At 55.2% G+C, this 23440-nt stretch carries 23 protein-coding genes; 19 read left to right on the forward strand and 4 right to left on the reverse strand.

Features of this window, described 5'->3' with window-relative positions; translation table 11 throughout:
- Positions 1-40 precede the first annotated feature (40 nt).
- On the reverse strand, positions 41-1150 hold the full coding sequence (locus tag MTP38_RS00550; RefSeq protein WP_249233908.1) for an anaerobic sulfatase maturase: 1110 nt from the start codon (positions 1148-1150) through the stop codon (positions 41-43).
- 147 nt (positions 1151-1297) lie between these two features.
- Here MTP38_RS00550 and MTP38_RS00555 point away from each other — a divergent pair, with 147 nt between their 5' ends.
- The 3 genes from MTP38_RS00555 to MTP38_RS00565 all read left to right on the forward strand — a co-directional run bounded on the left by MTP38_RS00555 (position 1298) and on the right by MTP38_RS00565 (position 4119).
- Entirely contained in the window at positions 1298-1885 is a 588-nt protein-coding gene (locus tag MTP38_RS00555; RefSeq protein ID WP_005941143.1) for a chromate transporter, read from the forward strand.
- Complete coding sequence (locus MTP38_RS00560) at positions 1882-2445, forward strand: chromate transporter (RefSeq protein ID WP_015536709.1); 564 nt, start codon at positions 1882-1884, stop codon at positions 2443-2445. The genes MTP38_RS00555 and MTP38_RS00560 overlap by 4 nt, the downstream gene beginning before the upstream one ends.
- Before the next feature lie 144 nt (positions 2446-2589).
- The gene (locus MTP38_RS00565; RefSeq protein WP_249233909.1) at positions 2590-4119 is read left to right on the forward strand and encodes a recombinase family protein; all 1530 of its coding nucleotides are present in this window, start codon (positions 2590-2592) and stop codon (positions 4117-4119) included.
- A gap of 96 nt (positions 4120-4215) precedes the next feature.
- Here the strand turns inward: MTP38_RS00565 and MTP38_RS00570 are convergent, their stop codons facing one another.
- Positions 4216-4431 (reverse strand): hypothetical protein, encoded by a 216-nt coding sequence (locus MTP38_RS00570; RefSeq protein WP_249233910.1) that lies wholly within the window; start codon positions 4429-4431, stop codon positions 4216-4218.
- Positions 4432-4487: 56 nt separating this feature from the next.
- On the opposite strand from MTP38_RS00570, the gene MTP38_RS00575 reads away from it, so the two are divergent.
- The 5 genes from MTP38_RS00575 (at position 4488) to MTP38_RS00595 (ending at position 10781) form a co-directional block, all read left to right on the forward strand.
- On the forward strand, positions 4488-4964 hold the full coding sequence (locus MTP38_RS00575; RefSeq protein ID WP_249233911.1) for a hypothetical protein: 477 nt from the start codon (positions 4488-4490) through the stop codon (positions 4962-4964).
- A 221-nt stretch (positions 4965-5185) separates the two neighbouring features.
- Positions 5186-5950: a DpnI domain-containing protein gene (locus tag MTP38_RS00580; protein ID WP_249233912.1), complete on the forward strand. Its 765-nt coding sequence runs from the start codon at positions 5186-5188 to the stop codon at positions 5948-5950.
- Positions 5951-5979: 29 nt separating this feature from the next.
- Positions 5980-8061: an Eco57I restriction-modification methylase domain-containing protein gene (locus MTP38_RS00585; protein WP_249233913.1), complete on the forward strand. Its 2082-nt coding sequence runs from the start codon at positions 5980-5982 to the stop codon at positions 8059-8061.
- A gap of 202 nt (positions 8062-8263) precedes the next feature.
- Positions 8264-9049, forward strand: a complete 786-nt coding sequence (locus MTP38_RS00590; RefSeq protein WP_249233914.1) for a TIR domain-containing protein — start codon at positions 8264-8266, stop codon at positions 9047-9049.
- An 85-nt stretch (positions 9050-9134) separates the two neighbouring features.
- Positions 9135-10781 carry an RNA-binding domain-containing protein gene (locus tag MTP38_RS00595; RefSeq protein WP_249233915.1) on the forward strand — a complete coding sequence of 549 codons (1647 nt, stop codon included), beginning with the start codon at positions 9135-9137 and terminating at the stop codon, positions 10779-10781.
- Between the two features lie 164 nt (positions 10782-10945).
- Here the strand turns inward: MTP38_RS00595 and MTP38_RS00600 are convergent, their stop codons facing one another.
- The gene (locus MTP38_RS00600) at positions 10946-11194 is read right to left on the reverse strand and encodes a DUF6061 family protein (RefSeq protein WP_249233916.1); all 249 of its coding nucleotides are present in this window, start codon (positions 11192-11194) and stop codon (positions 10946-10948) included.
- Between the two features lie 401 nt (positions 11195-11595).
- On the opposite strand from MTP38_RS00600, the gene MTP38_RS13615 reads away from it, so the two are divergent.
- Positions 11596-11727: a hypothetical protein gene (locus tag MTP38_RS13615; protein WP_256466383.1), complete on the forward strand. Its 132-nt coding sequence runs from the start codon at positions 11596-11598 to the stop codon at positions 11725-11727.
- A 43-nt stretch (positions 11728-11770) separates the two neighbouring features.
- Here the strand turns inward: MTP38_RS13615 and MTP38_RS00605 are convergent, their stop codons facing one another.
- The gene (locus tag MTP38_RS00605; RefSeq protein ID WP_249233917.1) at positions 11771-12451 is read right to left on the reverse strand and encodes an HAD family hydrolase; all 681 of its coding nucleotides are present in this window, start codon (positions 12449-12451) and stop codon (positions 11771-11773) included.
- A gap of 242 nt (positions 12452-12693) precedes the next feature.
- Here MTP38_RS00605 and MTP38_RS00610 point away from each other — a divergent pair, with 242 nt between their 5' ends.
- The 10 genes from MTP38_RS00610 to argC all read left to right on the forward strand — a co-directional run bounded on the left by MTP38_RS00610 (position 12694) and on the right by argC (position 23256).
- Positions 12694-13773: a branched-chain amino acid aminotransferase gene (locus MTP38_RS00610; protein ID WP_227621178.1), complete on the forward strand. Its 1080-nt coding sequence runs from the start codon at positions 12694-12696 to the stop codon at positions 13771-13773.
- 127 nt (positions 13774-13900) lie between these two features.
- Complete coding sequence (locus tag MTP38_RS00615) at positions 13901-14665, forward strand: alpha/beta hydrolase (RefSeq protein ID WP_249233918.1); 765 nt, start codon at positions 13901-13903, stop codon at positions 14663-14665.
- 115 nt (positions 14666-14780) lie between these two features.
- The gene (locus MTP38_RS00620; RefSeq protein ID WP_249233919.1) at positions 14781-15533 is read left to right on the forward strand and encodes an esterase family protein; all 753 of its coding nucleotides are present in this window, start codon (positions 14781-14783) and stop codon (positions 15531-15533) included.
- A gap of 265 nt (positions 15534-15798) precedes the next feature.
- Complete coding sequence (locus MTP38_RS00625) at positions 15799-17175, forward strand: ATP-grasp domain-containing protein (protein ID WP_249233920.1); 1377 nt, start codon at positions 15799-15801, stop codon at positions 17173-17175.
- Between the two features lie 179 nt (positions 17176-17354).
- Positions 17355-18005 carry a hypothetical protein gene (locus tag MTP38_RS00630; RefSeq protein ID WP_249233921.1) on the forward strand — a complete coding sequence of 217 codons (651 nt, stop codon included), beginning with the start codon at positions 17355-17357 and terminating at the stop codon, positions 18003-18005.
- A 114-nt stretch (positions 18006-18119) separates the two neighbouring features.
- Complete coding sequence (locus tag MTP38_RS00635; protein ID WP_227621183.1) at positions 18120-18947, forward strand: MYG1 family protein; 828 nt, start codon at positions 18120-18122, stop codon at positions 18945-18947.
- Positions 18934-19230 (forward strand): GIY-YIG nuclease family protein, encoded by a 297-nt coding sequence (locus tag MTP38_RS00640; RefSeq protein ID WP_227621184.1) that lies wholly within the window; start codon positions 18934-18936, stop codon positions 19228-19230. The genes MTP38_RS00635 and MTP38_RS00640 overlap by 14 nt, the downstream gene beginning before the upstream one ends.
- A gap of 211 nt (positions 19231-19441) precedes the next feature.
- Positions 19442-20674, forward strand: coding sequence for an argininosuccinate synthase (locus tag MTP38_RS00645; RefSeq protein WP_227621185.1), 1233 nt, complete (start codon positions 19442-19444; stop codon positions 20672-20674).
- Between the two features lie 243 nt (positions 20675-20917).
- Positions 20918-22318, forward strand: coding sequence for an argininosuccinate lyase (gene argH, locus MTP38_RS00650; RefSeq protein WP_249233922.1), 1401 nt, complete (start codon positions 20918-20920; stop codon positions 22316-22318).
- A complete protein-coding gene (gene argC / locus MTP38_RS00655) occupies positions 22315-23256 on the forward strand; it encodes an N-acetyl-gamma-glutamyl-phosphate reductase (protein WP_249233923.1) in 942 nt (313 codons plus the stop codon). Before argH ends, argC begins: the two co-directional genes overlap by 4 nt.
- Positions 23257-23440 lie beyond the last annotated feature (184 nt).

Genomic DNA, 23440 nt, shown 5'->3' on the forward strand with positions numbered 1-23440 from the left:
GATTCTCCCGGAGGCAGTACTGCTCTCCGGGAGAATCTCTTTACCGGTTTTGTTGTGCCAGAAAATGTGCAGCAGTATGCAGGCGCGGAAGCACATAGGCAAAGAACTGCTTATACGCTGCGCAAAAGCGGTTGCTTCCAGAGGCATCCCAATCTCGCTTGCATCCGCCCCGGCAGAGCAGCTGATAAGCACATGCTGCGCATTCCGCCGGGCGTTTGCGGCCCTGTGCCAGAAATGTCTGGCTTGTGGGAGAATCAAGCGCATCTTCAACGGTACAGTGGCTCAGATTTCCCAGCTTCCACTCATCCAGAACATAAAAGTCACAGGGATAAAGGCTTCCGTCACCTTCTACGGTAAGATAATGTCCACAGGAACCGGAGGAAGCGCAGGAGGTAGGCGGCATTCCCAGCAGGATACGCAGATAGTCCTCAAAATTGCGAACGCTGATATAATTGCCTCGTTGCAGCTGCTGATACCAATTATCAAAGACGCCGCACAGAAAACGACCATAAAGTTCCGGCGTTAGAGAATATGCCTGCCCTCCAATCGTATCAAGTGGGTCAAGACATGGGATGAATTGCAGATTGTGCTGTCCCAACTCGCAGAGGCATTTGAAGGCTCGCTGCGGCTTTCTGGCCAGCTGTCCGGTCACAACACAGAGCAGATTCGTTTCGACCCTGTAGGCATCCAGCAGCGCAAGCGCATGAGTTACTTTATCCCATGTGCCCTGCCCAGCTGCGTCCAGCCGATAGAGATCATGGTTCTCCTGTGTGCCGTCCAGAGAGAGGCCTACGAGGAAAGAGTTGGCTTTGAAAAAGGAAGCCCACTCTTCATCCAGACAAATGCCATTGGTCTGGATGCTGTGGAACACAGAGATATTGCGCTGCATGGAACGCTCCGTTTCCAGAAAGAACCGGAAGAAATCCAACCCGGCAAGAGTCGGTTCGCCGCCCTGAAACAGAAAATGGACGCTGCCGCCTTCCTCTGTGGCTGCAAAAGCCTTTTCAACCAGTTCTCCTGCCATTTCATGGGAAAGCAGTCCCATATTTTTGCAGGCTCGGCTGTTGGAAACATCGTCATAAAAGCAGTACCGGCAACGCAGATTGCACAGGCTGGACGCTGGCTTGACGAGAAATGTATTATGTTTCATAGAGATTCCCTCCGTGCTTCGCAGTTCTTAAAACAAGGATACCGGAAAATACGGGCTTTCGCAAGCAGTAACAGTTAAAAGCTGTTTGAAATAGTAAGAAAACGAATATAGTTGTCCGAAAATCAAAAAAAGGAGAAGAAAACTTGTATGGATGAAAATAAAACATACGGTACACGGTTAGCACGGCTTTGGAAGCTGTTTTTGAGTACGCTGTACATTAGCAGCTTTACCTTCGGCGGCGGCTTTGTCATCGTGACCTTTATGAAGAAAAAATTTGTAGATGAGCTGCACTGGATCGATGAACAGGAAATGCTGGATATGACAGCGTTGGCGCAGTCCTCTCCGGGCGCAATCGCGGTCAATGCTGCAATTCTGGTAGGCTGGCAGGTAGAAGGCTTGATTGGAATGATCGTGGCAGTGTTGGGCACCATCATCCCACCTATGGTCATTCTTTCAGTCATTTCTGTGTTCTACAATGCTTTTGCCACCAATCGCTATATCGCGTTGTTACTCAAGGGAATGCAGGCTGGTGTGGCGGCGGTCATTCTGGATGTTGTATTCGACCTCGGCGGCAAGGTGCTGAAGACCCGCTCATGGGTGTATATTGCCCTGATGGTCGCAGCGTTTGTCGCAAATACGGTGTTTGATGTCAATGTGGTGGTGGTCATCCTTGCCGCTGCAGTATTCGGCGTGGTGCTGGCTCTGGTCCAGTGGAAAAAAGGTGGTGCAAAATGATCTACTTACAGCTTTTTCTCAGCTTTTTGCAGGTGGGTATGTTCAGCGTAGGCGGCGGCTATGCGGCCATGCCCCTGATCCAGAGCCAAGTGGTGGAACAACATGGCTGGCTGACGATGCAGGAGTTTACTGACCTCATCACGATTGCAGAAATGACCCCTGGTCCCATTGCGGTCAACTCGGCAACTTTTGTTGGTTTGCGTATCGCGCAGGTACCCGGAGCCATCATTGCAACACTAGGTTGCATTACACCGGCGCTGTTCTTTGTTTCACTTCTATCCTACATCTATCGTAAATACAAGGATATTTCTCTGCTGCAAAGTGTTCTGGCCTGCCTGCGTCCGGTCATTGTAGCGCTTATCTTTGGTGCAGGTCTTTCTATACTGTCTATGGTGGTGTTCGGAGAGAGTGCAAAGACGCTCGCCAACGTAGACTGGATCGGCATCGGCAGTTTTGCATCGGCATTTTTTGTCCTACGGAAGCTCAAGTGGAATCCCATCCTGACCATGTGCCTGTGCGGCGTGGCCGGGCTTGGACTTCACATTTTGCTCGGAATATAATCTTAAGACAATTTGTCTGTTGGAATCATGAAAATAAATCATTGGGCTTGCAATCAGGGCAAAACTGTGGTATATACATTATACGAAACATTGCTTTGATGAACGTATTACCGTTCAATGACGTATAAAATGGAGGTGCCCGCCATGACCGCCGTGATCTATGCTCGCTATTCCTCGGACAACCAGCGCGAAGAATCCATCGAAGGCCAGATCCGGGAATGCACGGCTTATGCCGAGAAAAATGGCATCACCATCGTCAAGCACTATATTGACCGTGCTATCTCTGCCAAGACGGACAACCGCCCGGAGTTCCAGCAGATGATTAAGGACAGCGACAAGAAGCTGTTTGACATTGTGCTGGTCTGGAAGCTGGACCGTTTTGCTCGGAACCGCTACGACAGTGCCCGGTATAAGACCCAACTGAAGAAGAACGGCGTCAAGCTCATGTCTGCCACCGAGATCATCTCCGAGGGGCCGGAGGGCATTATTCTGGAATCTGTGCTGGAAGGTTATGCCGAGTATTATTCCGCTGACCTTGCCGAGAAGGTCGTGCGTGGACAGACCGAGAACATCCTGAAAGGCCGCTGTAACGGTGGCCGTGGAACCTTTGGGTACACGCTGGATTCCGAGCGGAAGTTCCACATCGACCCTCTCACCTCGCCTTTTGTGCTTGAATCGTTCAAGAAGTACAATGAAGGCTCCACTATGAAGGAGATTCGGGACTGGCTGAACGAAAACGGCATCAAGAACCCGGTGGGCGGTGCATTTACTTATAACAGCGTTGAACATATGCTCAAGAACCGGCGGTACATCGGAGAACTGAAATTCCGGGATGTGGTCGTGCCGGATGCTATCCCGCCCATCATTCCACTGGAACTGTTTGAGGATGTGCAGAAGAAAATCGCCAAAAACAAAAAAGCCCCTGCCCGTAGAAAGGCAGAGGATGACTATCTGCTCACCACCAAGCTGTTCTGCGGCTACTGTGGGGCGTTGATGTTTGGCGAAAGCGGCACAAGCCGGACGGGTGAAGTCCACCGCTACTATAAATGTGCCACTGCCAAAAAGCACAAGGGCTGCAAGAAAAAGACCGTCCGCAAACAGTGGCTGGAAGATTTGGTAGTCAACCAGACCATGCAGCTTGTGAAAGACGATGCCGCTATGGAATCCATCATCGCCAAGGTGATGGAACTGCAAAATAAGGAGAACACCAACATTCCACTCTATGAGAAGCAGCTTCGGGATGCGGAATCTGGTATCCAGAATATGCTGAACGCGATTCAAGCTGGAATCCTGACCAGTTCCACCAAGGAGCGGCTGGAGCAGCTGGAAGAAACCAAGCGTGAGCTTGAAGCCCGCATTGCGGAAGAAAAGCTGGCGAAGCCGAAAGTGACCGAAGAATTCATTCGGTTCTGGCTGCTGCGGTTTCGCAAGCTGGACATGAGCCTGAAAGACCAGCGGCAGGCGCTGGTGGATACTTTCATCAATGCGATTTACCTGTATGATGATAAGGTTCTCATTACCTTTAACTATAAAGAAGGGACACAGACCGTGACTTTTGGAGAAGCGACAGAAGTTGCATCCGAGGGAAATGGTTCGGATTTGGATTGCTTTACTGCACCAGAAAATGCCGTGAAATCGAAAGATTTCATGGCTTTTTTGTTTTGTAAGCCATGAGTGCACGGTTTCTGCACGGTTTTTGCACGGTCGGTGTTTTCCATGTCCGATGATGTAGGGCGCTGTATTGCATTGCAATCAGTGCCCTTTTTTGCATCAGGTGAGCAGGGCCAGGCGCAGCTTTGCCTTCATTTCCGGGTCGGCATCCTTGAGCAATTCCAATAGAGCCGTCATGGAGATGGTGGGTTCGCCTGCGGCGGGTACAGCCTGCGGGCTGGAAGCGTCGGGCTTGGCATAGAAGCCGCTTTCAAACTTCTTGCCCAGTTCCACACGGGAGGACTGCTGGATATGGGCGTAGGTGTTCACCAGCATATCCGCACTGGCGTGTCCTGTATAGTACCATCAATAAATGGAAGGGAGGGCGGCGGATGTTCAGCATTACAGGAATTGACCTGTTGGAGCAGGAGCTTTTGAACCATGAACGCACCCTCCTTGAGATTTTGCTTCAGGACAAGACCACCAAGAAAAACATCATCTGGGCAACCGATGATTACGCCGAACTGGGCGAACCATACAGCTTCAAAAAAGAAATCCTGCCGGAACTGGTTACAGGCGAACAGGACAGTCTGATTCAGCCCAGAGTGGAAAAAGCAGTGGAGCATCAGACCAACCGCACCCGTGATAAAGCAGAGGTGTTTACCCCCAGTTGGATCTGCAACGCACAGAACAATCTGGTGGATGAGCAGTGGTTTGGCAGGAAGGATGTTTTCAACATCCAGAAGGAGATGTCGTGGAAAGCAACGGCTGACAAAATCGCCTTCCCGGACGACCGTCAGCACACATGGCAGAAATATGTGGATGCACAGCGGCTGGAAATCTCCTGCGGCGAGGTCCCTATCTGGTAAGCCGCTACGACACCGTAACGGGCGAAACCATTCCCATTTCCAAGCGAATTGGCCTGCTGGACCGCAAGCTGCGTGTTATCAGCGAAAACACGGACACCGAAGAACAGATTGAACTGTGCCCCGGATGCAAAAAGATGGCGGCATGAGGCTCTGATATTTACAGCGCCTGACTAACGTGATACAATCATAAAAAGCAATATCCGGTGTGAGGATTTTGAACTATGAACTTGTGCTTTGACCAATCGCTTGGACTTGGATATAAAAGCAATTCACAGAAAATCCGTGTAATGAGCGAAAGCTGGGTCAACGACAATATTTTCTGCCCAGTATGTGGAAACGCTCGAATTTCAAAATTGGAAAATAACCGCCCTGTTGCAGACTTTCAGTGCCCATCCTGTGGGGAAATCTTTGAGTTAAAAAGTAAAGATGGAAGAATTGGAAGAAAAATATCGGATGGTGCATACGATACCATGATAAGTCGCATAACCAGTATGACAAATCCCGATTTGTTGGTTATGCACTACTCCTCTTTACAGGTCGTCGATTTAACAGTTGTTCCCAAATTCTTCTTTACACCTACAGTAATCGAAAAGAGAAAACCGTTATCGCCAACTGCCAGACGTGCTGGATGGGTCGGTTGCAATATTTTGTACGGTGATATTCCAGAACAAGGGCGAATCCCTATTATTGAAAATCAGAATTTCCGCAGTAAGGATCGTATCGTACAAGACTATGCAAGAATCAAACATCTGCAAACGGGATCTATTGAAAAGCGTGGATGGCTGTTTGATGTACTCAACTGTGTAAACGCTATCCCGACGAAAGATTTTTATCTGAAGGATGTTTATGTGTTTGCAGACAAACTGAAGATTCAGCATCCCGACAATCAAAACATTGAAGCGAAGATTCGCCAACAGATGCAATTTCTTCGGGATAAAGGGATGATCGAATTTCTGGAACGAGGTCATTACCGAAAACTTTTGTAGATCCGGCAGGAGCAAAGACGCAAGCGGGAGTGGGCGACCCTGCACGGGATTTCCGTCCTCTGCCGGCTGGCGCACAGGTGGGTGATTTTGTCCACGAGGACGATGTGCAGCTGTTCCATACCCTGTCGGACAAGCTCAGCGAGCAGAAAGCCGCCAAAAAGGAAACTAAAGTCCACATCAACCATCAGGGGCTGACGGGCGAGGAATACGAAAAGGCAGACAAGATTTCCAACAAGCCCAAGCGGGAGCGCACCAAAGAGGACGATGACCTGCTCAAAAAACTGCAAGAGCAGAAGAAAGAGCGCGAGAAGGTCATCCGGCTGCTGCGGAATGTGTCCATCCGTCTGCCCCTGCTGATTTACGGTGCCAAGGTGGACCTGACCGAGAGCATCAAGATGGCAGACTTCATCACGCTGGTGGATGAGGAATCCTGGCAGGAGTTTATGCCCAAAACCGTGGACAAGTCCCTGTTCCGCAAGCTGCTGAAATACTACGACGAGGATGTGGTCAGCGGAGCAGGTCTGCGCATCCGCCGCATGGCAAAGGCTGCGGACGAGCTGCTGCCCACCGAGCGTGTGAAGCGCATTGCCGAGATCTTCAGCCACTTCCGCAACCCCGACAAGGAAACTGTTCTGACCCCGTGGCGGGTGGTGAACCTTCATCTGAGCAGCATGGTGGGCGGCTACTGCTTCCTCAACGAGCAGTTCGACTCGCAGGAGGTTCTGGAGGAGCCTCGTCTGGTGGATCAGGGGCAGGTCACGGAGGACATCTTCCTCAACCCGGAGGCACGGATTCTGGAAATGAACTCCAAATCCGGCTTGTATCCTTTGTATATGGCATACAGCCTGTACGCCATGAAGCTGCCCGGCCCGGAGGACAAGCTGCCGCTGGAGCAGACACAGGCTCTCTGGCAGGAAACCGTGGAGCAGCAGATCTTTGTTCTGTGCAAGACCCGGATGGCAGAAAGCATCACCCGGCGGACGCTGGTGGGCTATCAGGATTGGACGGTCAACACCACCTACATTCCGCACCTGCTGGAACGGATGGAAAAAGACCCACAGCGTCTGGCAAAGAAGCTGCAGCGAACCGATACATGGGGAAAGGAGGGACAGCCCATGAATTTTGATGCCATTGTGGGCAATCCGCCGTATCAGGAGGATACAGGCGGCGGAAGCGCAGCCAATGTGGCGGCAAAGCAGGCACGCCCGGTTTATAACCTGTTTGTGGATCAGGCAAAAACCATGCAGCCCCACTATATCTCCATGATTATGCCGGCACGCTGGTATGCTGGCGGCATCGGACTGAACGATTTCCGCAATGAGATGCTGAACGATCCACATCTGATCAGGCTGACGGATTTTGTGAACTCCAAAGACTGCTTCAGCACCGTAGATATTGCAGGCGGCATTTGCTATTTCCTGTGGGATCGGGATAAGGAGGAGGTCTGCGAGGTTACAAACGTCAGCGGTCTGGAACGCCATACCATGCGGCGCAACCTTAATGAATTTGGGGAAATCTTCATTCGGTCGAATGAATCGCTGTCCATCATCCATAAGGTTCTGAGCCGTTCGGAACACTTCCTGACCGATCGGGTGCAGCCTATTGATGCCTTTGGATTCCCCTCTGCGGCTCGTGGCGAAAAAGAACCCTTTGATGGTTGCATTTCCCTTATTCACAGCCAAGGCATTGGCTATATTAAGAGAAGCGATGTCAAGAAAAACGCAGAGCTGATCGACAAGTACAAGGCGACGATCTCCATTCTGGTTCCCTGTAATGGTGAGGTTGGCATTGACCCGTCCAAGGGATATAAGGCAATCACAACACCCCGGATTGAGATTCCGGGAGAAGTGAACACCTTCTCCTATCTGGTTCTGGGCGCATTCGATACCGAAGCAGAAATCAAAAACTACAAGCAGTATCTGATGTGTAAGTTTACTCGCTTCATGCTGCGCCTGACCTATTCTTCCATGCACATTGCAAGAGCAAACTTTATCTTTGTGCCCGATCAGGATTTTACGGAGGAATGGACGGACGAAAAGCTGTACAAGAAGTACGAGCTGACGGAAGATGAGATTGCGTTTATTGAGAGTACGATTAGAGTGATGGAGTGAGGTGAATGGGCAGCACAGGAGGTAATGGACAAGAATGATCGGCCATCCGAATTAAAAAGTAATCTTTAATTATATCACATTGAACGGTGAAAAATCCAGTACCATTTTCGTTGAAATAGGGTACTGGATTTTTCGCCAAGCACTATGATATGATGATGGCAGGAAAAATAGATTTTGGATAAAGAATCAGGAGGAACCCCAAATGACCGATTATCAAAAATTAGAAGCGATTTATAATGAAATTGATACATTGATTGCAAAACGTGTTATGGCTGAATCCCCTGAATTTGAATCGTGGCATTCGAGAGCTGAAAGATTTTTGGTAAATCATTTTGGGCCGACCACCTACGAGGTGACAGATTTTTCCAATACGTTGTTTTCACCAACTATGTATGTGCCCGGTGCAGATTATATCCGCATAAGTACTTGTTGCAACGGATTGAAAAAGACAAAAGACGTTTTTAAGGACTATCTGACAGAAATTAAAGAGGAAATGTTAGTAAAAGACAAAGAATCAAAGGTAGATGCACAAACGGATTCAAGCCGTCAAAAGAATAGAGTATTTGTTGTTCATGGGCATGATGAAGCACTTAAAGAAAAAGTGGCAAGGCTCCTTGAAAAACAAGGGCTTGAAGCAATTATCTTGAGTGAACAGGCTAATAAGGGCAAGACGATCATTGAGAAGTTTGAAGAAAACAGTGATGTGGGTGCTGCAATTTGCCTGTTTACTGGTGATGATATTGGAAAAGAAAAAAGTGAAGCCGTAGAGAAGCAACGCGCACGACAGAATGTCGTGTATGAAGCGGGTTATTTTATGGGAAAACTGGGGCGGGAGAGAGTTATAATGTTAGTAGATGAAGGTGTAGAACTTCCGTCCGATTTACAAGGGGTCGTTTACACAGATTCAGAAAGTTGGAAAACTGAGGTTTTACAAGAATTACAGAGCATTGGCTATGAAATCGACTTTAATAAACTTTTCAAAAGATGATGAATGACAGAAGGATTTCATGTTTTAAGCTACATACAGGCAACTGTTCATTCCAATAGATGAGCAAGGGAAGGAGGTCCCAACCATGACCGAACAAGCACTCCGCAAAATGATTGCTGCCGGGGAAAGCACACGGCAGGAGTTTAAGTCGTGGGTGAAGTGCAAGGACTGCCGGCAGCGGAAAGAGTTGGCGGTAAAAAGTGCGGTTGCGCTGGCAAATACAAAGGGCGGCGTTCTGCTGTTTGGCGTGGAAGATGACGGCACCATTACGGGCTGCCCCAAGAGCGACCCGCAGGCACTGATGGAAGCCATCTACGATATGACCCGGCCCAGCCTGTTTACCGAAATCAAGCCGGTGGAAACCTCTGACGGTGTGGTGCTGGTGGTATCGGTGGAGAAATCCAATTCTCATGTTGCCACCACCGGCGGCATCTATTACAGACGGCTGGGGAATGTGACAAAGCCCGACTACCCGGCAAACGATGTGTACTCCCCTGCCGATAACCCGGATTTTTCGGCAAAGATCGTGGAGGGCGCAACCGAAAGCGACATTGACCTGCTGGAAGTGTACCGCCTGAAAGAGAAGCTGCGGATTCGGGATGCAGGCTCTGCCCTGCCGGACTTGGCAGATACCACCTTTCTGGACAACCTGAACCTGATCCGCATGGACAAGGACGAAGTGCGCGTGACGGTGGCAGGGCTGCTGTTTGTGGGCAAGGCGGCGTCTATTGCACGGCTGCTGCCCCAGGCAGAGGTGATCTACCTCCATTACAGCGACGAAGCGCAGACGGAATACGACAACCGCATGGATATGCAGGAGCCGGTGATCTCGATTCTGGATAAGCTGACCGAGCGCATCCGCACCTATAACCGTCTGACCAATGTGCAGGTAGGGCTGTTCCGGCTGGAGGTGTACGATTTCTCCGAAGCGGTTTTTCAGGAGGCGCTGCTGAATGCGCTGGCGCACCGCTCCTATGAGGACATGGCACCGGTTTACGTCAAGCACTACCCCACAAAGATCGTGATTGAGAACCCCGGCGGCTTTCCGGGGGACATCAACGAAAGCAACATCATTACCCACCAGTCCATTCCCCGGAATAAGCTGATCGCAATGACTCTTCAGCACCTGAAGTATGTGCAGCGTTCCGGGCAGGGTGTGGACATTATGTTCCAGAGTATGCTCACCGAGGGCAAACCCTACCCGGAGTACGCCAGCACGCCCAACTCTGTCCGGCTGACCCTTCGTAGCACGATGGAAAACCAGAACTTCGTGCGTTTCATCGCAGAGACGCAGGATAAGCGTTCCAAGATGTTCACGCTGTCGGAGCTGATGATTCTGCACTATCTCCGGGAGCACCAGAAAATCACCCTGAAGCAGGCGGCAAAGACGATTCAGGAAACCGATGACAATGCCCACAAGGTTCTGAACAGTCTCCGAGATGAGGGGCTTCTGGAACTCAATGGCAAGACCTATATGCTGTCCCTCAAGGTCTACGAAACGGTGAAAACCGATGTGGCCTATGTGCAGGATAAGACGGTCAGCCAGATTCAGGCAAAGGATCGGATTCTCGAATATCTGAAGCATAAGCCGTCGATTACGAATCAGAAAGCACAAGAACTGTGTGGGTTTAACAAGAATCAAACCTATTATATCCTGCACCAGATGTGCAAGGACGGCATCTTGCAGCCTGATGGTGTAGGCCGAGGAACAAAATACAAGAGCGTGAAGTGAAAATTTGCGCTGACTTTTACGCTGAAAGTTTGATTTGCGCTGAATTTACGCTGACTTTCCGAGATTTACGCTGAAAATACGCTGACTTGGTATGGTTTGCGCTGAATTTACGCTGAGAAATGCGCGCCGCGCGATTAGCATTTTTGCCGCGCGTTTTCTAAGATTCAATCTTCCAGCCTGCCGTGGTCGCACCCCAGCGACAGGTGGTGCTCCATCTCCCCTCTCAGCACCATCTGTGCATACTCCAAGGGCTTGTTCCACAGCAGCCAGTCCAGCTCTGCCCGCTGTGCCGGGGTGTTGCCGTACTCGTCCTCCACAGCGGCACAGTCGATGGCAACGGTGGTGCCATCCTCGAACCGGGCTTCCACCCGGTTGGTGTCCATATTGTAGCGGCAGGAAAGCAATTTTGTCATAGTCATATCCTCCAAGACTTGATTTTGGTATGCGGCCACTCAAACCAATGCCGTCAAGTCGTTGTCGGATGAAGTGGATTTTAGTTTGTCTGGGAGTAAGTGCACGGTTTCTGCACGGTTTCTGCACGGTCGGTGTTATCCATGTCCGATTATGTAGGGCGCTGTATTGCATTGCAATCAGTGCCCTTTTTTGCATCAGGTGAGCAGGGCTAAGCGGAGTTTTGCCTTCATTTCCGGGTCGGCATCCTTGAGCAATTCCAAAAGAGCCGTCATGGAGATGGTGGGTTCGCCTGCGGCGGGTAAATGCAAAACAGACCAAACCTATTTGTACCGGTTTGGTCTGTTTTGTCATAAGATCAGAACGGAGAAAGATTCTGAAAAGGCGGGAGCTGTCGGTAAAAATGAAAATCAGAAAGGGTGAGATCTGCTGCTATACCGGTGCGCTGGGTCTGGAAGTGCTGGACCGCCGCTATGTCTTTGCCCCCGAAGCTGCGATGAGGCAGGCGATGGACTGGTACAAGGAAAGGATATAAACGCGCGAAAACAGGAAGAAAGGCCCCTCCTGTAAGGCAAGGGTCAGCGGCATCCTCCCCCGCAGCCCTCGTCGAAAGCCCCTGCTTCGAGCTTTTTGCACACCTCATGGAGAGAGGTGCACTCGCAGGTGTAGAGGCGGCGCATCTCATCGGTGGCGGGCGAGAGGTCGGGCACCATCACAGTGACGAAGCCCCCGGCTGCACCGGCCCGGACGCCGTTGTAGCTGTCCTCCAGCACCAGTGTCTCGGCAGGGGCAGTGCCCAGCTTTTCTGCGGCCAGAAGAAAGATGTCCGGCGCAGGCTTCGAGCGGGCCAGATGCTCGCCGGAGATGACGGCCTTGAAGTAATGGCCCAGTTGCCAGTGGTCCAGATGGCCCTCGATGATGGTCATGGGGCTGGAAGAGGCCACCGCCATCGGGATGTGGTGGGCGTCCAGCCACGCCAGAAGCTCGTCAAGGCCCGCCATCTTGGGCACGGGCTTGGTGAAAGCCTCGTAGGCCAGCCGGTACAGCTCTTCCACGATGCCCGCAGCGGGGCAGCCGTCGCCGTAGAAGCGGCGCAGCACATCGCAGGTGCCGGATCGTGTCGTGCCCCGGGAGGCCTGCGAGAGGCCCTCCTTATAAGAAAGGCCGAACTTTGCCAGCGCCGGCGCCCAGCAGGTATCCCAGATGCGCTCGGTGTCGAACATCAGCCCGTCCATGTCGAAAATAACGCCCTGTATCATAAAACAAGCTCCTCTCGGCAGAAAATCGTTCGTATTGGTCCTATTGTATCATGTTTTCCCGCTTTTGCACACCGCCAAGGTCATAATTTGTGACAACTTACCCGCCCCAAAGATGAAACATTTTTCGGTTGCTTGCAAATCCGGTCGGCGGCATTATAATAGAAAACAACATTCGGCAATTTTGGCGCGAGGCGTGCAGCCTGCGCGGCGCTGTGTGAGATCAGAAAAGAGGGAAATTTATCATGTTGGACATCAAGATCACTCGTACTACCTGCCCGAAGGAAAAGCCGCAGGACGAGTCGAAGCTGGGCTTTGGCAAGAAGTTTACGGACCATATGTTCGTTATGGATTACACCGAGGGTGAGGGCTGGCACGATGCACGCATCGTCCCCTACGCACCCTTCCAGCTGGATCCCGCTACCGTGGTGTTCCACTACGCACAGGAGATCTTCGAGGGCATGAAGGCTTACCGCACGGCGGATGACACCATCCAGCTGTTCCGCCCCGAGTGCAACGCAAAGCGTATGCAGGACTCCGCCGACCGTCTGTGCATCCCTAAGATCCCCGTGGAGGACTACATTCAGGCCGTCGAGGCTCTGGTGGATGTGGACCGCGACTGGGTGCCCCATTCGGACGGCGCTTCCCTGTACATCCGTCCCTTCATTTTCGCAAACGATGTGGGTCTGGGCGTCCACGCCTCCAAGCACTATATCTTCTGCATCATCTGCGCTCCGTCGGGCGCTTACTATGCCGAGGGCATCAACCCCGTCCGCATCTACGTCGAAGACGAGTACATCCGTGCCGCTCCCGGCCTGACCGGCTTTACCAAGTGCGGCGGCAACTACGCTGCTTCCATCAAGGCCGGTGAGCTGGCCGAGGAGCAGGGCTATGCACAGGTGCTGTGGCTGGACGGCGTCGAGAAGAAGTACGTCGAGGAAGTCGGCAGCATGAACATCATGTTCAAGATCGACGGCAAGGTCTACACCGCCGCCACCGTGGGCACCGTCCTGCCCGGCGTCACCCGCCGCAGCTGCATCGAGCTGCTGAAGGACTGGGGCTATGAGGTCATCGAGGGCAAGCTGGCCATCGCCGACATCATGCAGGCTGCCCGCGACGGCAAGCTGGAAGAGGTCTTCGGCACCGGCACCGCTGCGGTCGTCTCCCCCGTCAAGGAGCTGGTCTGGAAGGGCGAGCACGCCTACATCGGCGACGGCAAGATCGGTGCAGTCACCCAGAAGCTCTACGACACCATGACCGGTATGCAGTGGGGCAAGATCCCTGATACCAAGGGCTGGATCGTCCCTGTGGAGAAGAAGTACTAAGCCTTTAGGGCTTCCATACGCCGCCCGGCCCCGCGCCCGGCGGCGTTTTCTGTACCCGGTGTGGATTGCAATTCTCCTCCGTGGGTGATACACTTAAAGCATACCTATGACGAGAGGGAATGAGAAGATGATAAAGAAGTGGAGCATCCGCTACCCCGCAGTGGGGGGCGAAGAAGAACGCCGGGCCTATGTTTACCTGCCTACCATGTACGACGCCGACCCCGGGCGGCGGTATCCGGTGCTGTATATGTTCGACGGGCAGAACGTATTTTTTGACGAGGACGCCACCTACGGCAAGAGCTGGGGCGTGGCCGATTATCTGGACTACACCGACACGCCCCTCATCGTGGCAGCGGTGGAATGCAACGCAGGCGCAAACAACGAGCGTCTGGTGGAGTATTCGCCCTACCGCTTCGACGACAAGCAGTACGGCCACTTTGACGGCAAGGGCAAGGACACCCTGAACTGGTTCGTCCACGAGTTCAAGCCCTTCATCGATGCCAACTACCGCACTCAGCCCGACCGGGCGCACACCTTCATCGGCGGCAGCTCCATGGGCGGACTCATGAGCCTGTATGCCCTTTTGCAGTACGGCGATGTGTTCGGCAGGGCAGCGGCCCTCTCGCCCTCGCTGTGGGTGGCCCCAGAGGCCCTGACGGCGCTGGTGGGCCGCTGCAAGCTGGCCCCGGGCACGGTGCTTTATATGGATTACGGCTCCAAGGAGATGGGAAACCACGACGGGATGCGGAAGGGCTTCGGCGAGATGTGCAGCAGGATCTTTGCCCGCGGCATCAACCTGACGGCCCGCGTCGTGCCCGGCGGAAACCACAGCGAGGCCAGCTGGGAAAAGCAGCTGCCCTTCGTGTTCCACACGCTGATGTACGAGCTGTAATATAGCAGTTTGCGTTTTTAATGCACAAGCAACATCCGCAAACTGCATATCGCAAATATGCTATTTTGATAGGCGCTATTTTTGAAGATTGCGATAAAAAAGAGGAGGAAAGTATATGGAGATGCAGTATTTCAAGGAATACAGCCCGGCACTGGGCCGGGAGATGGAGTGCAAGATCTACGGGCACGGGGGCCGGCCCATGCTGTATATCCCCTGTCAGGATGGCCGCTTCTTCGATTTCGAGGACTTCCACATGGCAGACACCCTCGCGCCGTGGATCGAGTCGGGCCAGATCATGGTCCTGTCCATCGACACGCTGGACAAGGAGACGTGGTCGGACACCAACGGCGACCCCTACTGGCGCATCCGCCGGTATGAGCAGTGGCTGCGCTACATCGTGGACGAGGCAGTGCCCAAGCTGCGCTATCTGTCCAAGGAGCGCAACGGCTGGGACGACCTGCCCGGCGTCATCGCCTTCGGCTGCAGCCTCGGCGCGACCCACGCGGTCAACCTCTATCTCCGCCGCCCCGACATCTTCTGCGGCTGTCTGGCCCTCAGCGGCATCTACACCGCCCACTACGGCTTCGGCGACTACATGGACGAGCTGGTCTATATGAACTCCCCTGTGGACTATATGCGCAACTTCCCGGAGGATCACCCCTATATGCAGCTGTACCGGAACCAGAAGGCCGTCATCTGCTGCGGTCAGGGCGCATGGGAGCAGCCCGACACCACATGGATGCTCAAGCGCATCTTCGAGGCAAAGAACATCCCCGTCTGGGTGGACCTGTGGGGCCACGATGTCAAGCACGACTGGGATTGGTGGTATAAGCAGGTGGTTTATTATATGTCGTATATTCTGGGGTGATGGCCCCCGAAAAAGGCTCTCCCTTTGGGAGAGCTGGCGCGTGAGCGCCTGAGAGGGCAAGGATGCTGACCGGGAAACACAACAGGGGTACAGCGATAACTTCGCTCAAACAAAGGGTCTGCGAGTCGCTGCGCGGCAGCGCTGCCTTACCGGGCTTGCCCTCTCCGTCACCTACGGTGACACCTCTCCCAAAGGGAGAGGCTTTTGGCCTGCCTCTTTGCGGGAGGCAGAATAGAGAGGATATTTAAGGAAAGAAGAATCGAAAATGCAAAATTTTATTTTTATCTCCCCCAATTTTCCGACGAACTACTGGCAGTTCTGCCGGGAGCTGAAGAACGACGGCATGAATGTGCTGGGCATCGGCGACCAGCCCTACGATGAGCTGAAGCCTGAGCTGAAGGACAGCCTGAACGAATACTACAAGGTCGGCAGCCTCGAAAACTACGACGAGGTCTATCGCGCGGTGGCGTTCTTCGCCTTCAAGTATGGCCGCATCGACTGGCTGGAGTCCAACAATGAGTACTGGCTGGAGCGGGACGCCGCCCTGCGCACCGACTTCCACATCACCTCCGGCTTCCAGACCGAGGATATGCCCCGCATCAAGTACAAGAGCAAGATGAAGGAGTATTACAAGAAAGCCGGCATCGCCGTCGCCCGCTACCACATGGTGGACGACTTCGACGGCTGCAAAGCCTTCATCAAGCAGGTGGGCTATCCGGTCGTGGTCAAGCCCGACAACGGTGTGGGCGCTTCCGATACCCACAGGCTGGCCAGCGACGAGGAGCTGAAGGCATTCCTTGACTACAAGGCCGCGAACCATCCGGACGTCTCCTACATCATGGAGGAGTTCGTCCATGCCGAGGTCAACAGCTACGACGCCATCATCGACGCCTCCGGCAACCCCATCTTTGAGGCCGGCAATGTCAGCCCCATGTCCATCATGGACATCGTGAACAACGACGACAACTCCATCTACTACATCATCAAGGACCTGCCCGAGGATACCCGCGCCGCAGGCCGTGCGGCCGTCAAGAGCTTCGGTGTCAAGAGCCGCTTTGTCCACTTTGAGTTCTTCCGCATGACCGAGAATCAGGCCAGCATGGGCAAGAAGGGCCAGATCGTGGCCCTTGAGGTCAATATGCGCCCCTGCGGCGGCTTCACCCCCGATATGATCAACTTTGCCCGCTCCACCAACGTCTATAAGATCTGGGCCGACATGATCGCCTTCGGCGGCACCGATATGCCGGTGGGCGAGCACTACTACTGCCCCTTTGCAGGCCGCCGCGACGGCAAGAACTTTGTGTACAGCCACGAGCAGATCATGCAGAAGTACCAGAAGAACATGAAGATGGTGGACCGCATCCCCGACGCCCTCTCCGGCGCCATGGGCAACCAGATGTACGTCGCCACCTTCGCCACCCGGGAGGAGATGGAGCAGTTCTACGCCGATGTGCTGGCTGTCACGGACGGCGATGCTGCCGCCGCACAGGCCGAGCTTTCGCAGGTGCTGGCGCTGGGCGAGCCTACCACCAAGGCCCTGACCCCGAAGCCGGATCTCAGCCCGGTGGTCAAGCCCACCACGGCAGTCACCAAGACCCCCACCCGCGCTGTCACCAAGACCGGCCGCAGAAGCCGGAAGTGATCTCTCCACAAAAACTTTACAAACCGCAGCCGCAGAGCGAAAGAAACGCCTCTGCGGCTGTTTTTTGACATGAGAGCGAATGTGATGATTGACAGAGCCCCGTGAAAAGTTGTAAGATAATCAGGATGCAAGAAAAGAAAAATCTCACAGAATGAGCTGAAAGACAGGAGAATTTTGATATGAAGCTGTATAAGAAGATCGCCTCTCTGCTGGCGGTGGCCGCGCTGGCTGCCGTGTTGATGCCGGTGTGCATGGCTGCTCCCGGCGACTCCATCGAGACCCGCCTGAACCATGCGTTCGCCCTGCGTGCCAGCACAGAGTTTTACGAGGAGGTCGTCACTACCTCCCCGGACGGCACCACCCAGACCATGACCGCCGCCCGCAGCAACGGCAACGCCTACATCAAGATGGACATGGGCGAGGCAGGTCAGCTGGTCTACATCCTGAAGGATGGTCAGGGTTATCTGGTGGATGCCGCCTCCAAGCTGGCTGTCAAGGGCGAGGTGCCTACCGTGACCGTGAGCGAAGAGGCCGTCTCCGGCGAGGGCGAGGCACAGGGCATCCCCTGCACGGAGACGACGATGAACGTGAACGGTCAGGACTGCGAGGCCCTCTCCTACACCGTCACCGGGGACGACGGCCAGACGTCCACCGTCTCCTACTGCCTCGTCGGCGATGACCTCAAGTATGTGGTCACAGACGCTGCCGAAGGACGCACCATCGTGGAGTACCGCGTCACCTCCACCAGCGTGGACCAGAACCTCTTCATCATCCCTGCGGACTATCAGATCATGACGCAGGAGGAGCTGGCCGCACAGATGGGCCAGTAAGGGCGTTTCAGATGCGACACGGGAGCTGCTTCGGCAGCTCCTTTTTGTTGTCCGTTGCCCCGGAATGTGCTATACTGTGAGCAACAGAATGTATGAGAGAATGAGGAGAATCCTATGAAAATTCCCGCAAACGGCTTTACCCATGCAGGCAAATTCCACGCGGACGATGTGTTCGCCACGGCCCTGCTTCAGATACTCCGCCCGGACATCCGGATCACCCGCGGCTTTGTCGTGCCGGAGGATTTCGACGGCATCGTGTACGACATCGGCTTCGGGATGTTCGACCACCATCAGGAACCCCGGGAGACCCGTGCCAACGGCACCCCCTACGCGGCCTTCGGCCTGCTGTGGCGGGTGCTCGGCCCCGGTCTCGTGGGCGAGCGTCAGGCCCGGCTCATCGACGAGAACTTCATCCAGCCCCTCGACCTGAACGACAACACCGGCGAACAGAACAGCCTCTGCGACGCCATCGGCTTCTTCAACCCTGTCTGGGACTCCAAGGAGGATCAGGACGCCTGCTTCTTCAAGGCGGTGGCCGTGGCAAAGCAGATCCTCGAGAACCAGATCGAGAGCGCCAACGCCGTCAACCGCGCCGATGAGAAGGTCCAGCAGGCCTACAAAAACTCCCGCGATGGCATCGTGGTGCTGCCCTGCTATCTGCCGTGGAAGAACGGCCTGTACAAGACGGACGCCCTCTTCGTCATCTATCCCAGCCAGCGGGGCGGCTGGAGCGCCCAGTGCGTCACCGACCACAAGACCAAAAAGCCCAAGCTCCCCTTCCCCCAGAGCTGGGCCGGCCAGCCGCAGGAGGTCATCGAGCAGAAGAGCGGCCTCGAGGGCATCAGCTTCTGCCACGCCAGCCGCTTCCTCATCACGGCCAAGGACAAGGAGACGGCGCTTGCCGCCTGCCGTCAGGTGCTGAAGAACAATGGCCGCCTCTGAGAAGCCGGCCTACGTCTATATGGTGCGCTGCGCGGGCGGACAACTCTACACTGGCTGGACGAACGACCCGTCCGCCCGCCTCAAGGCCCACCAGAGCGGCCGGGGCGCGAAGTACACCCGCGCCCACACGGCGCTGGACTTTGCGTATCTGGAGGAGTGTGCAGACAAGTCTGCCGCCCTCCGGAGGGAGATCGCCCTGAAAAAGCTGCCGAAGGCCCGGAAGGAGGCTCTCTGCGCCGGGTGGGCCGCTGCGAATATGCATCTAAATATGCATAAAATTTGAATATATTTAGAAAATAATGCATAAACATACAAAATAACAGAAAAGGACCGCCAAATCTGCACAAGGTTTGGCGGTTTTCTGCATTGACGGAAAAACCGCTTGGCGTATAATAAAAGCGTACTCCGAAAGATAAGATGCCGAGCGACCCGGGAGGGATGCCCGGGCGGCAGACAAAAGTGTAAAAAGTGTAACAAACAAAGGAGCGAATATCATGAAAAAGGAAGATATTAAGAAAGTTGTTTTGGCTTACTCGGGCGGTCTGGATACCTCCATCATCATTCCTTGGCTGAAGGAGAACTACAACAACTGCGAGGTCGTCGCCGTCTCCGGCGATGTCGGTCAGGGCACCGAGCTGGACGGTCTGGAGGAGAAGGCCAAGAAGACCGGCGCCTCCAAGCTGTATATCCTCGACCTGAAGAAGGACTTTGTCGAGAACTACATCTTCCCCACCCTGAAGTTCGGCGCAAAGTACGAAGACTACCTGCTGGGCACCAGCTTCGCACGTCCCTGCATCGCCAAGGCGCTGGCGGACATCGCCATCAAGGAGGGCGCAGACGCCATCTGCCACGGCTGCACCGGCAAGGGCAACGATCAGGTGCGTTTTGAGCTGACCCTGAAGGCCCTCTGCCCCGATATGGCCATCATCGCTCCCTGGCGTGAGTGGGACATCGAGAGCCGTGACGAGGAGATCGACTATGCCGAGGCACACAACATCCCCCTGAAGATCAACCGTGAGACCAACTACTCCAAGGATAAGAACCTGTGGCACCTGAGCCACGAGGGCCTCGATCTGGAGAACCCCGCCAACGAGCCGCAGTACAACAAGCCCGGCTTCCTCGAGCTGGGCGTTTCCCCCGAGCAGGCACCCGACACCCCGACCTACATCACCCTCCACTTCGAGAAGGGCATCCCCACCGCCGTTGACGGCAAGGAGATGGGCGCAGTCGAGCTGGTCGAGTACCTGAATAAGGTGGGCGGCGAGAACGGCATCGGCCTGCTGGACATCGTCGAGAACCGTCTGGTGGGCATGAAGAGCCGCGGCGTCTATGAAACTCCCGGCGGCGCGATCCTCTACAAAGCCATCAATGTTCTGGAGACCATCACGCTGGACAAGGAGAGCGCACACTTCAAGGCTCAGCTGGCCCAGAAGTACGCCGACATCGTCTACAACGGCCAGTGGTTCACCCCGCTGCGTGAGGCGCTGGATGCCTTCGCCGACAGCCTTGAGAAGACCGTCACCGGCGATGTCAAGCTGAAGCTCTACAAGGGCAACATGATCAACGCCGGCGTCACCTCTCCGTACACCCTGTACGACGAGCAGACTGCTTCCTTCGGCGTGGATAAGGACTATGACCAGTCCGATGCTACCGGCTTCATCAACCTCTTCGGCCTGTCCATCAAGGAGCGCGCAAAGCTGTCCAAGAACTGGCCTGAGATCAAGTAAGGAACTGCTTATCCTCCCCTTTGGCGTGTTTTTTACACTTTCACGCTGAAGGCTCAATCACCGGCATATTGCTGGCGGCACCGCCGCGGGAGCTTTTTCCCCTGCGGCGGCTTTGCCGTTTTTAAGGAACAACCTCTCCGACAGCGCTGACGCGCTGCCGCCTCTCCTATCGAGGAGAGGCCTTGCAACCCGGCCTTGTCGAGCGTAAGCGAGACGGAGAGGTTTATGAAAGGGACTTTAACAATGGCAGAACAACTTTGGAAGGGCCGTTTCTCCAAGGCGGTCGATTCCCGCGTCAACGACTTCAACTCTTCCATCCGCTTCGACCAGCGGATGATCGCACAGGATATGCGGGGCAGCGGCGTCCACGCCGCCATGCTGGCCAAGCAGGGCATCATCTCGGAAAAAGACTGTGAGGACATCCTGAGCGGTCTGGCCTCCATCGCCGACGATCTGGCCTCCGGCGCCCTTACCATCGACCCCAACGCCGAGGACGTCCATACCTTTGTGGAGCAGACTCTGACCGCCCGCATCGGCGACGCAGGCAAGCGTCTCCACACCGGCCGCAGCCGGAACGATCAGGTGGCGCTGGACATCCGCCTGACCCTGCGGGACTACAGCCATACATTGCAGGCCTACATCGTCGAGCTGGTAAAGGTCATCTGCAAGAAGGCTGCCGAGAACACCACCGCCGTCATGCCCGGCTACACCCACCTGCAGCGCGCCCAGCCCATTACCTTCGGCCACGCGCTGATGGCCTACGCATGGATGCTGCTGCGGGATCTGCAGCGCTTCGAGGACGCCACCGCCCGGATGGACGCCCAGTGCCCGCTGGGCAGCGGCGCTCTGGCAGGCACCACCTATCCGCTGGACCGCGCCTTTACCGCCGAGAAGCTGGGCTTTGCATCACCCTGCCCCAACAGCCTCGACGGCGTGTCCGACCGTGACTTCTGCATCGAACTGGCCAGCGCCATCTCCCTGTGCATGATGCACCTGTCCCGCTTGAGCGAGGAGATCATCCTGTGGTGCAGCTGGGAGTTCAAATTCATCGAGCTGGACGATGCCTTTACCACCGGCTCGTCCATCATGCCCCAGAAGAAAAACCCTGACGTCACCGAGCTGATCCGCGGCAAGACGGGCCGGGTCTACGGCGACCTGAACACCCTTCTGGTCATGATGAAGGGCATCCCCCTCGCCTACAACAAGGATATGCAGGAGGACAAGGAGGCCATCTTTGACGCGGTGGATACGCTGGAACTCTGCCTCAAGACCGTGACCCCGATGCTGGACACCATGAAGACCCTGCCCGCCAATATGCGCCGCGCCGCCGCCAAAGGCTTCATCAACGCTACCGATTGCGCCGACTATCTGACCAAGAAGGGAATGCCCTTCCGCGACGCCTACAAGCTCACCGGCTGCATGGTCTCCGACTGCATCCAGAAGGACAAGGTGCTGGAGGAGCTGAGCCTTGAGGAGTTCAAGGGCTACAGCGCTCTGTTCGAAAACGACGTCTACGACGCCATCGACCTCATCAAGTGCTGCGAGGGCCGCACCAGCTACGGCGGCCCCAGCGAGGCCAGCGTCAGAAAGCAGATCGAGCTGGCTTCGGCCCAGCTCGGCGCATGGGAGGCAGAAAACGCATGAGCGTGAAAGTCTTTATCGACGGTTCTTCGGGCACGACGGGCCTGCGCATCGCCGACCGTCTGGCCGCCCGGCCTGACATCGAGCTGCTGAGCATCTCGGCGGAGGGGCGCAAGGATGTGAACGAACGGGCGAAGGTCATCAACTCCGCCGACCTCGCCTTCCTCTGCCTGCCGGATGCGGCGTCCAAAGAGGTCATGCCGCTTCTCCGCCCCGACGTCAAGGTGCTGGACACCTCCACGGCCTTCCGCACCGATGCAGCGTGGGACTACGGCTTCCCGGAGCTAAAGGGTCAGAAGGAGAAGATCAAAAATTCCTGCCGCGTGGCGGTGCCCGGCTGCTATGCCAGCGGCTTTATCAGCATCGCGCGGCCTCTGGTGGAGCTGGGGCTGGCCCCGGCGGACTATCCCTTCAGCTGCACCGGCATCTCGGGCTACTCCGGCGGCGGCAAGAAGATGATCGCCGAGTACGAGAGCGCCGACCGTCCGGCCCACAGCAAGCTGGACGCACCCAAGAGCTACGGCCTCGGCCTTGCCCACAAGCATCTGCCCGAGATGCAGAAGATCAGCGGCCTCGCCCACACCCCCGCCTTTGTGCCGGTGGTGTGCGACTACTACAGCGGGATGCAGGTGCTGGTGCCCCTCGACCTCAAGCTGGCTGGCACCAGCGCGGAGGCCGTGACCGCAGGCATCGCGGAATATTATAAGGAGGGCGCGACCGTTTCCGTCCACGCCCTCAACGAAGCTCTGCCCGAGAATGGCCTGTACTCCAACGCCCTGTCCGGCAGCGACCGGATGGAGCTGTACATGACCGTCAACGCAGCGGGAGACCAGATGATGCTGGTGTCCCTGTTCGATAATCTGGGCAAAGGCTCCTCCGGTGCAGCCATCCAGTGCATGAATCTGATGCTGGGGATGGATGAGACGGAGGGGCTGGAATAACCTCTCCGTCAGCGCTGGCGCGCTGCCACTGCCCGGGTTGCGGCACCCAGCCGCCGCAGCGCTTTGCTTGCGTCTTGCTGGCCGCGGCCCCAACAGCGACTCCCTGTTTCCGCCACTGGCGGCGGTCGTCGTTGTTGCTCCTATCGAGGAGAGGCCTTGTCGAGCGAAGCGAGACTGAGAGTTT

The organism is Faecalibacterium sp. I3-3-89 (assembly GCF_023347275.1).
Lineage (GTDB): Bacteria > Bacillota > Clostridia > Oscillospirales > Ruminococcaceae > Faecalibacterium > Faecalibacterium butyricigenerans.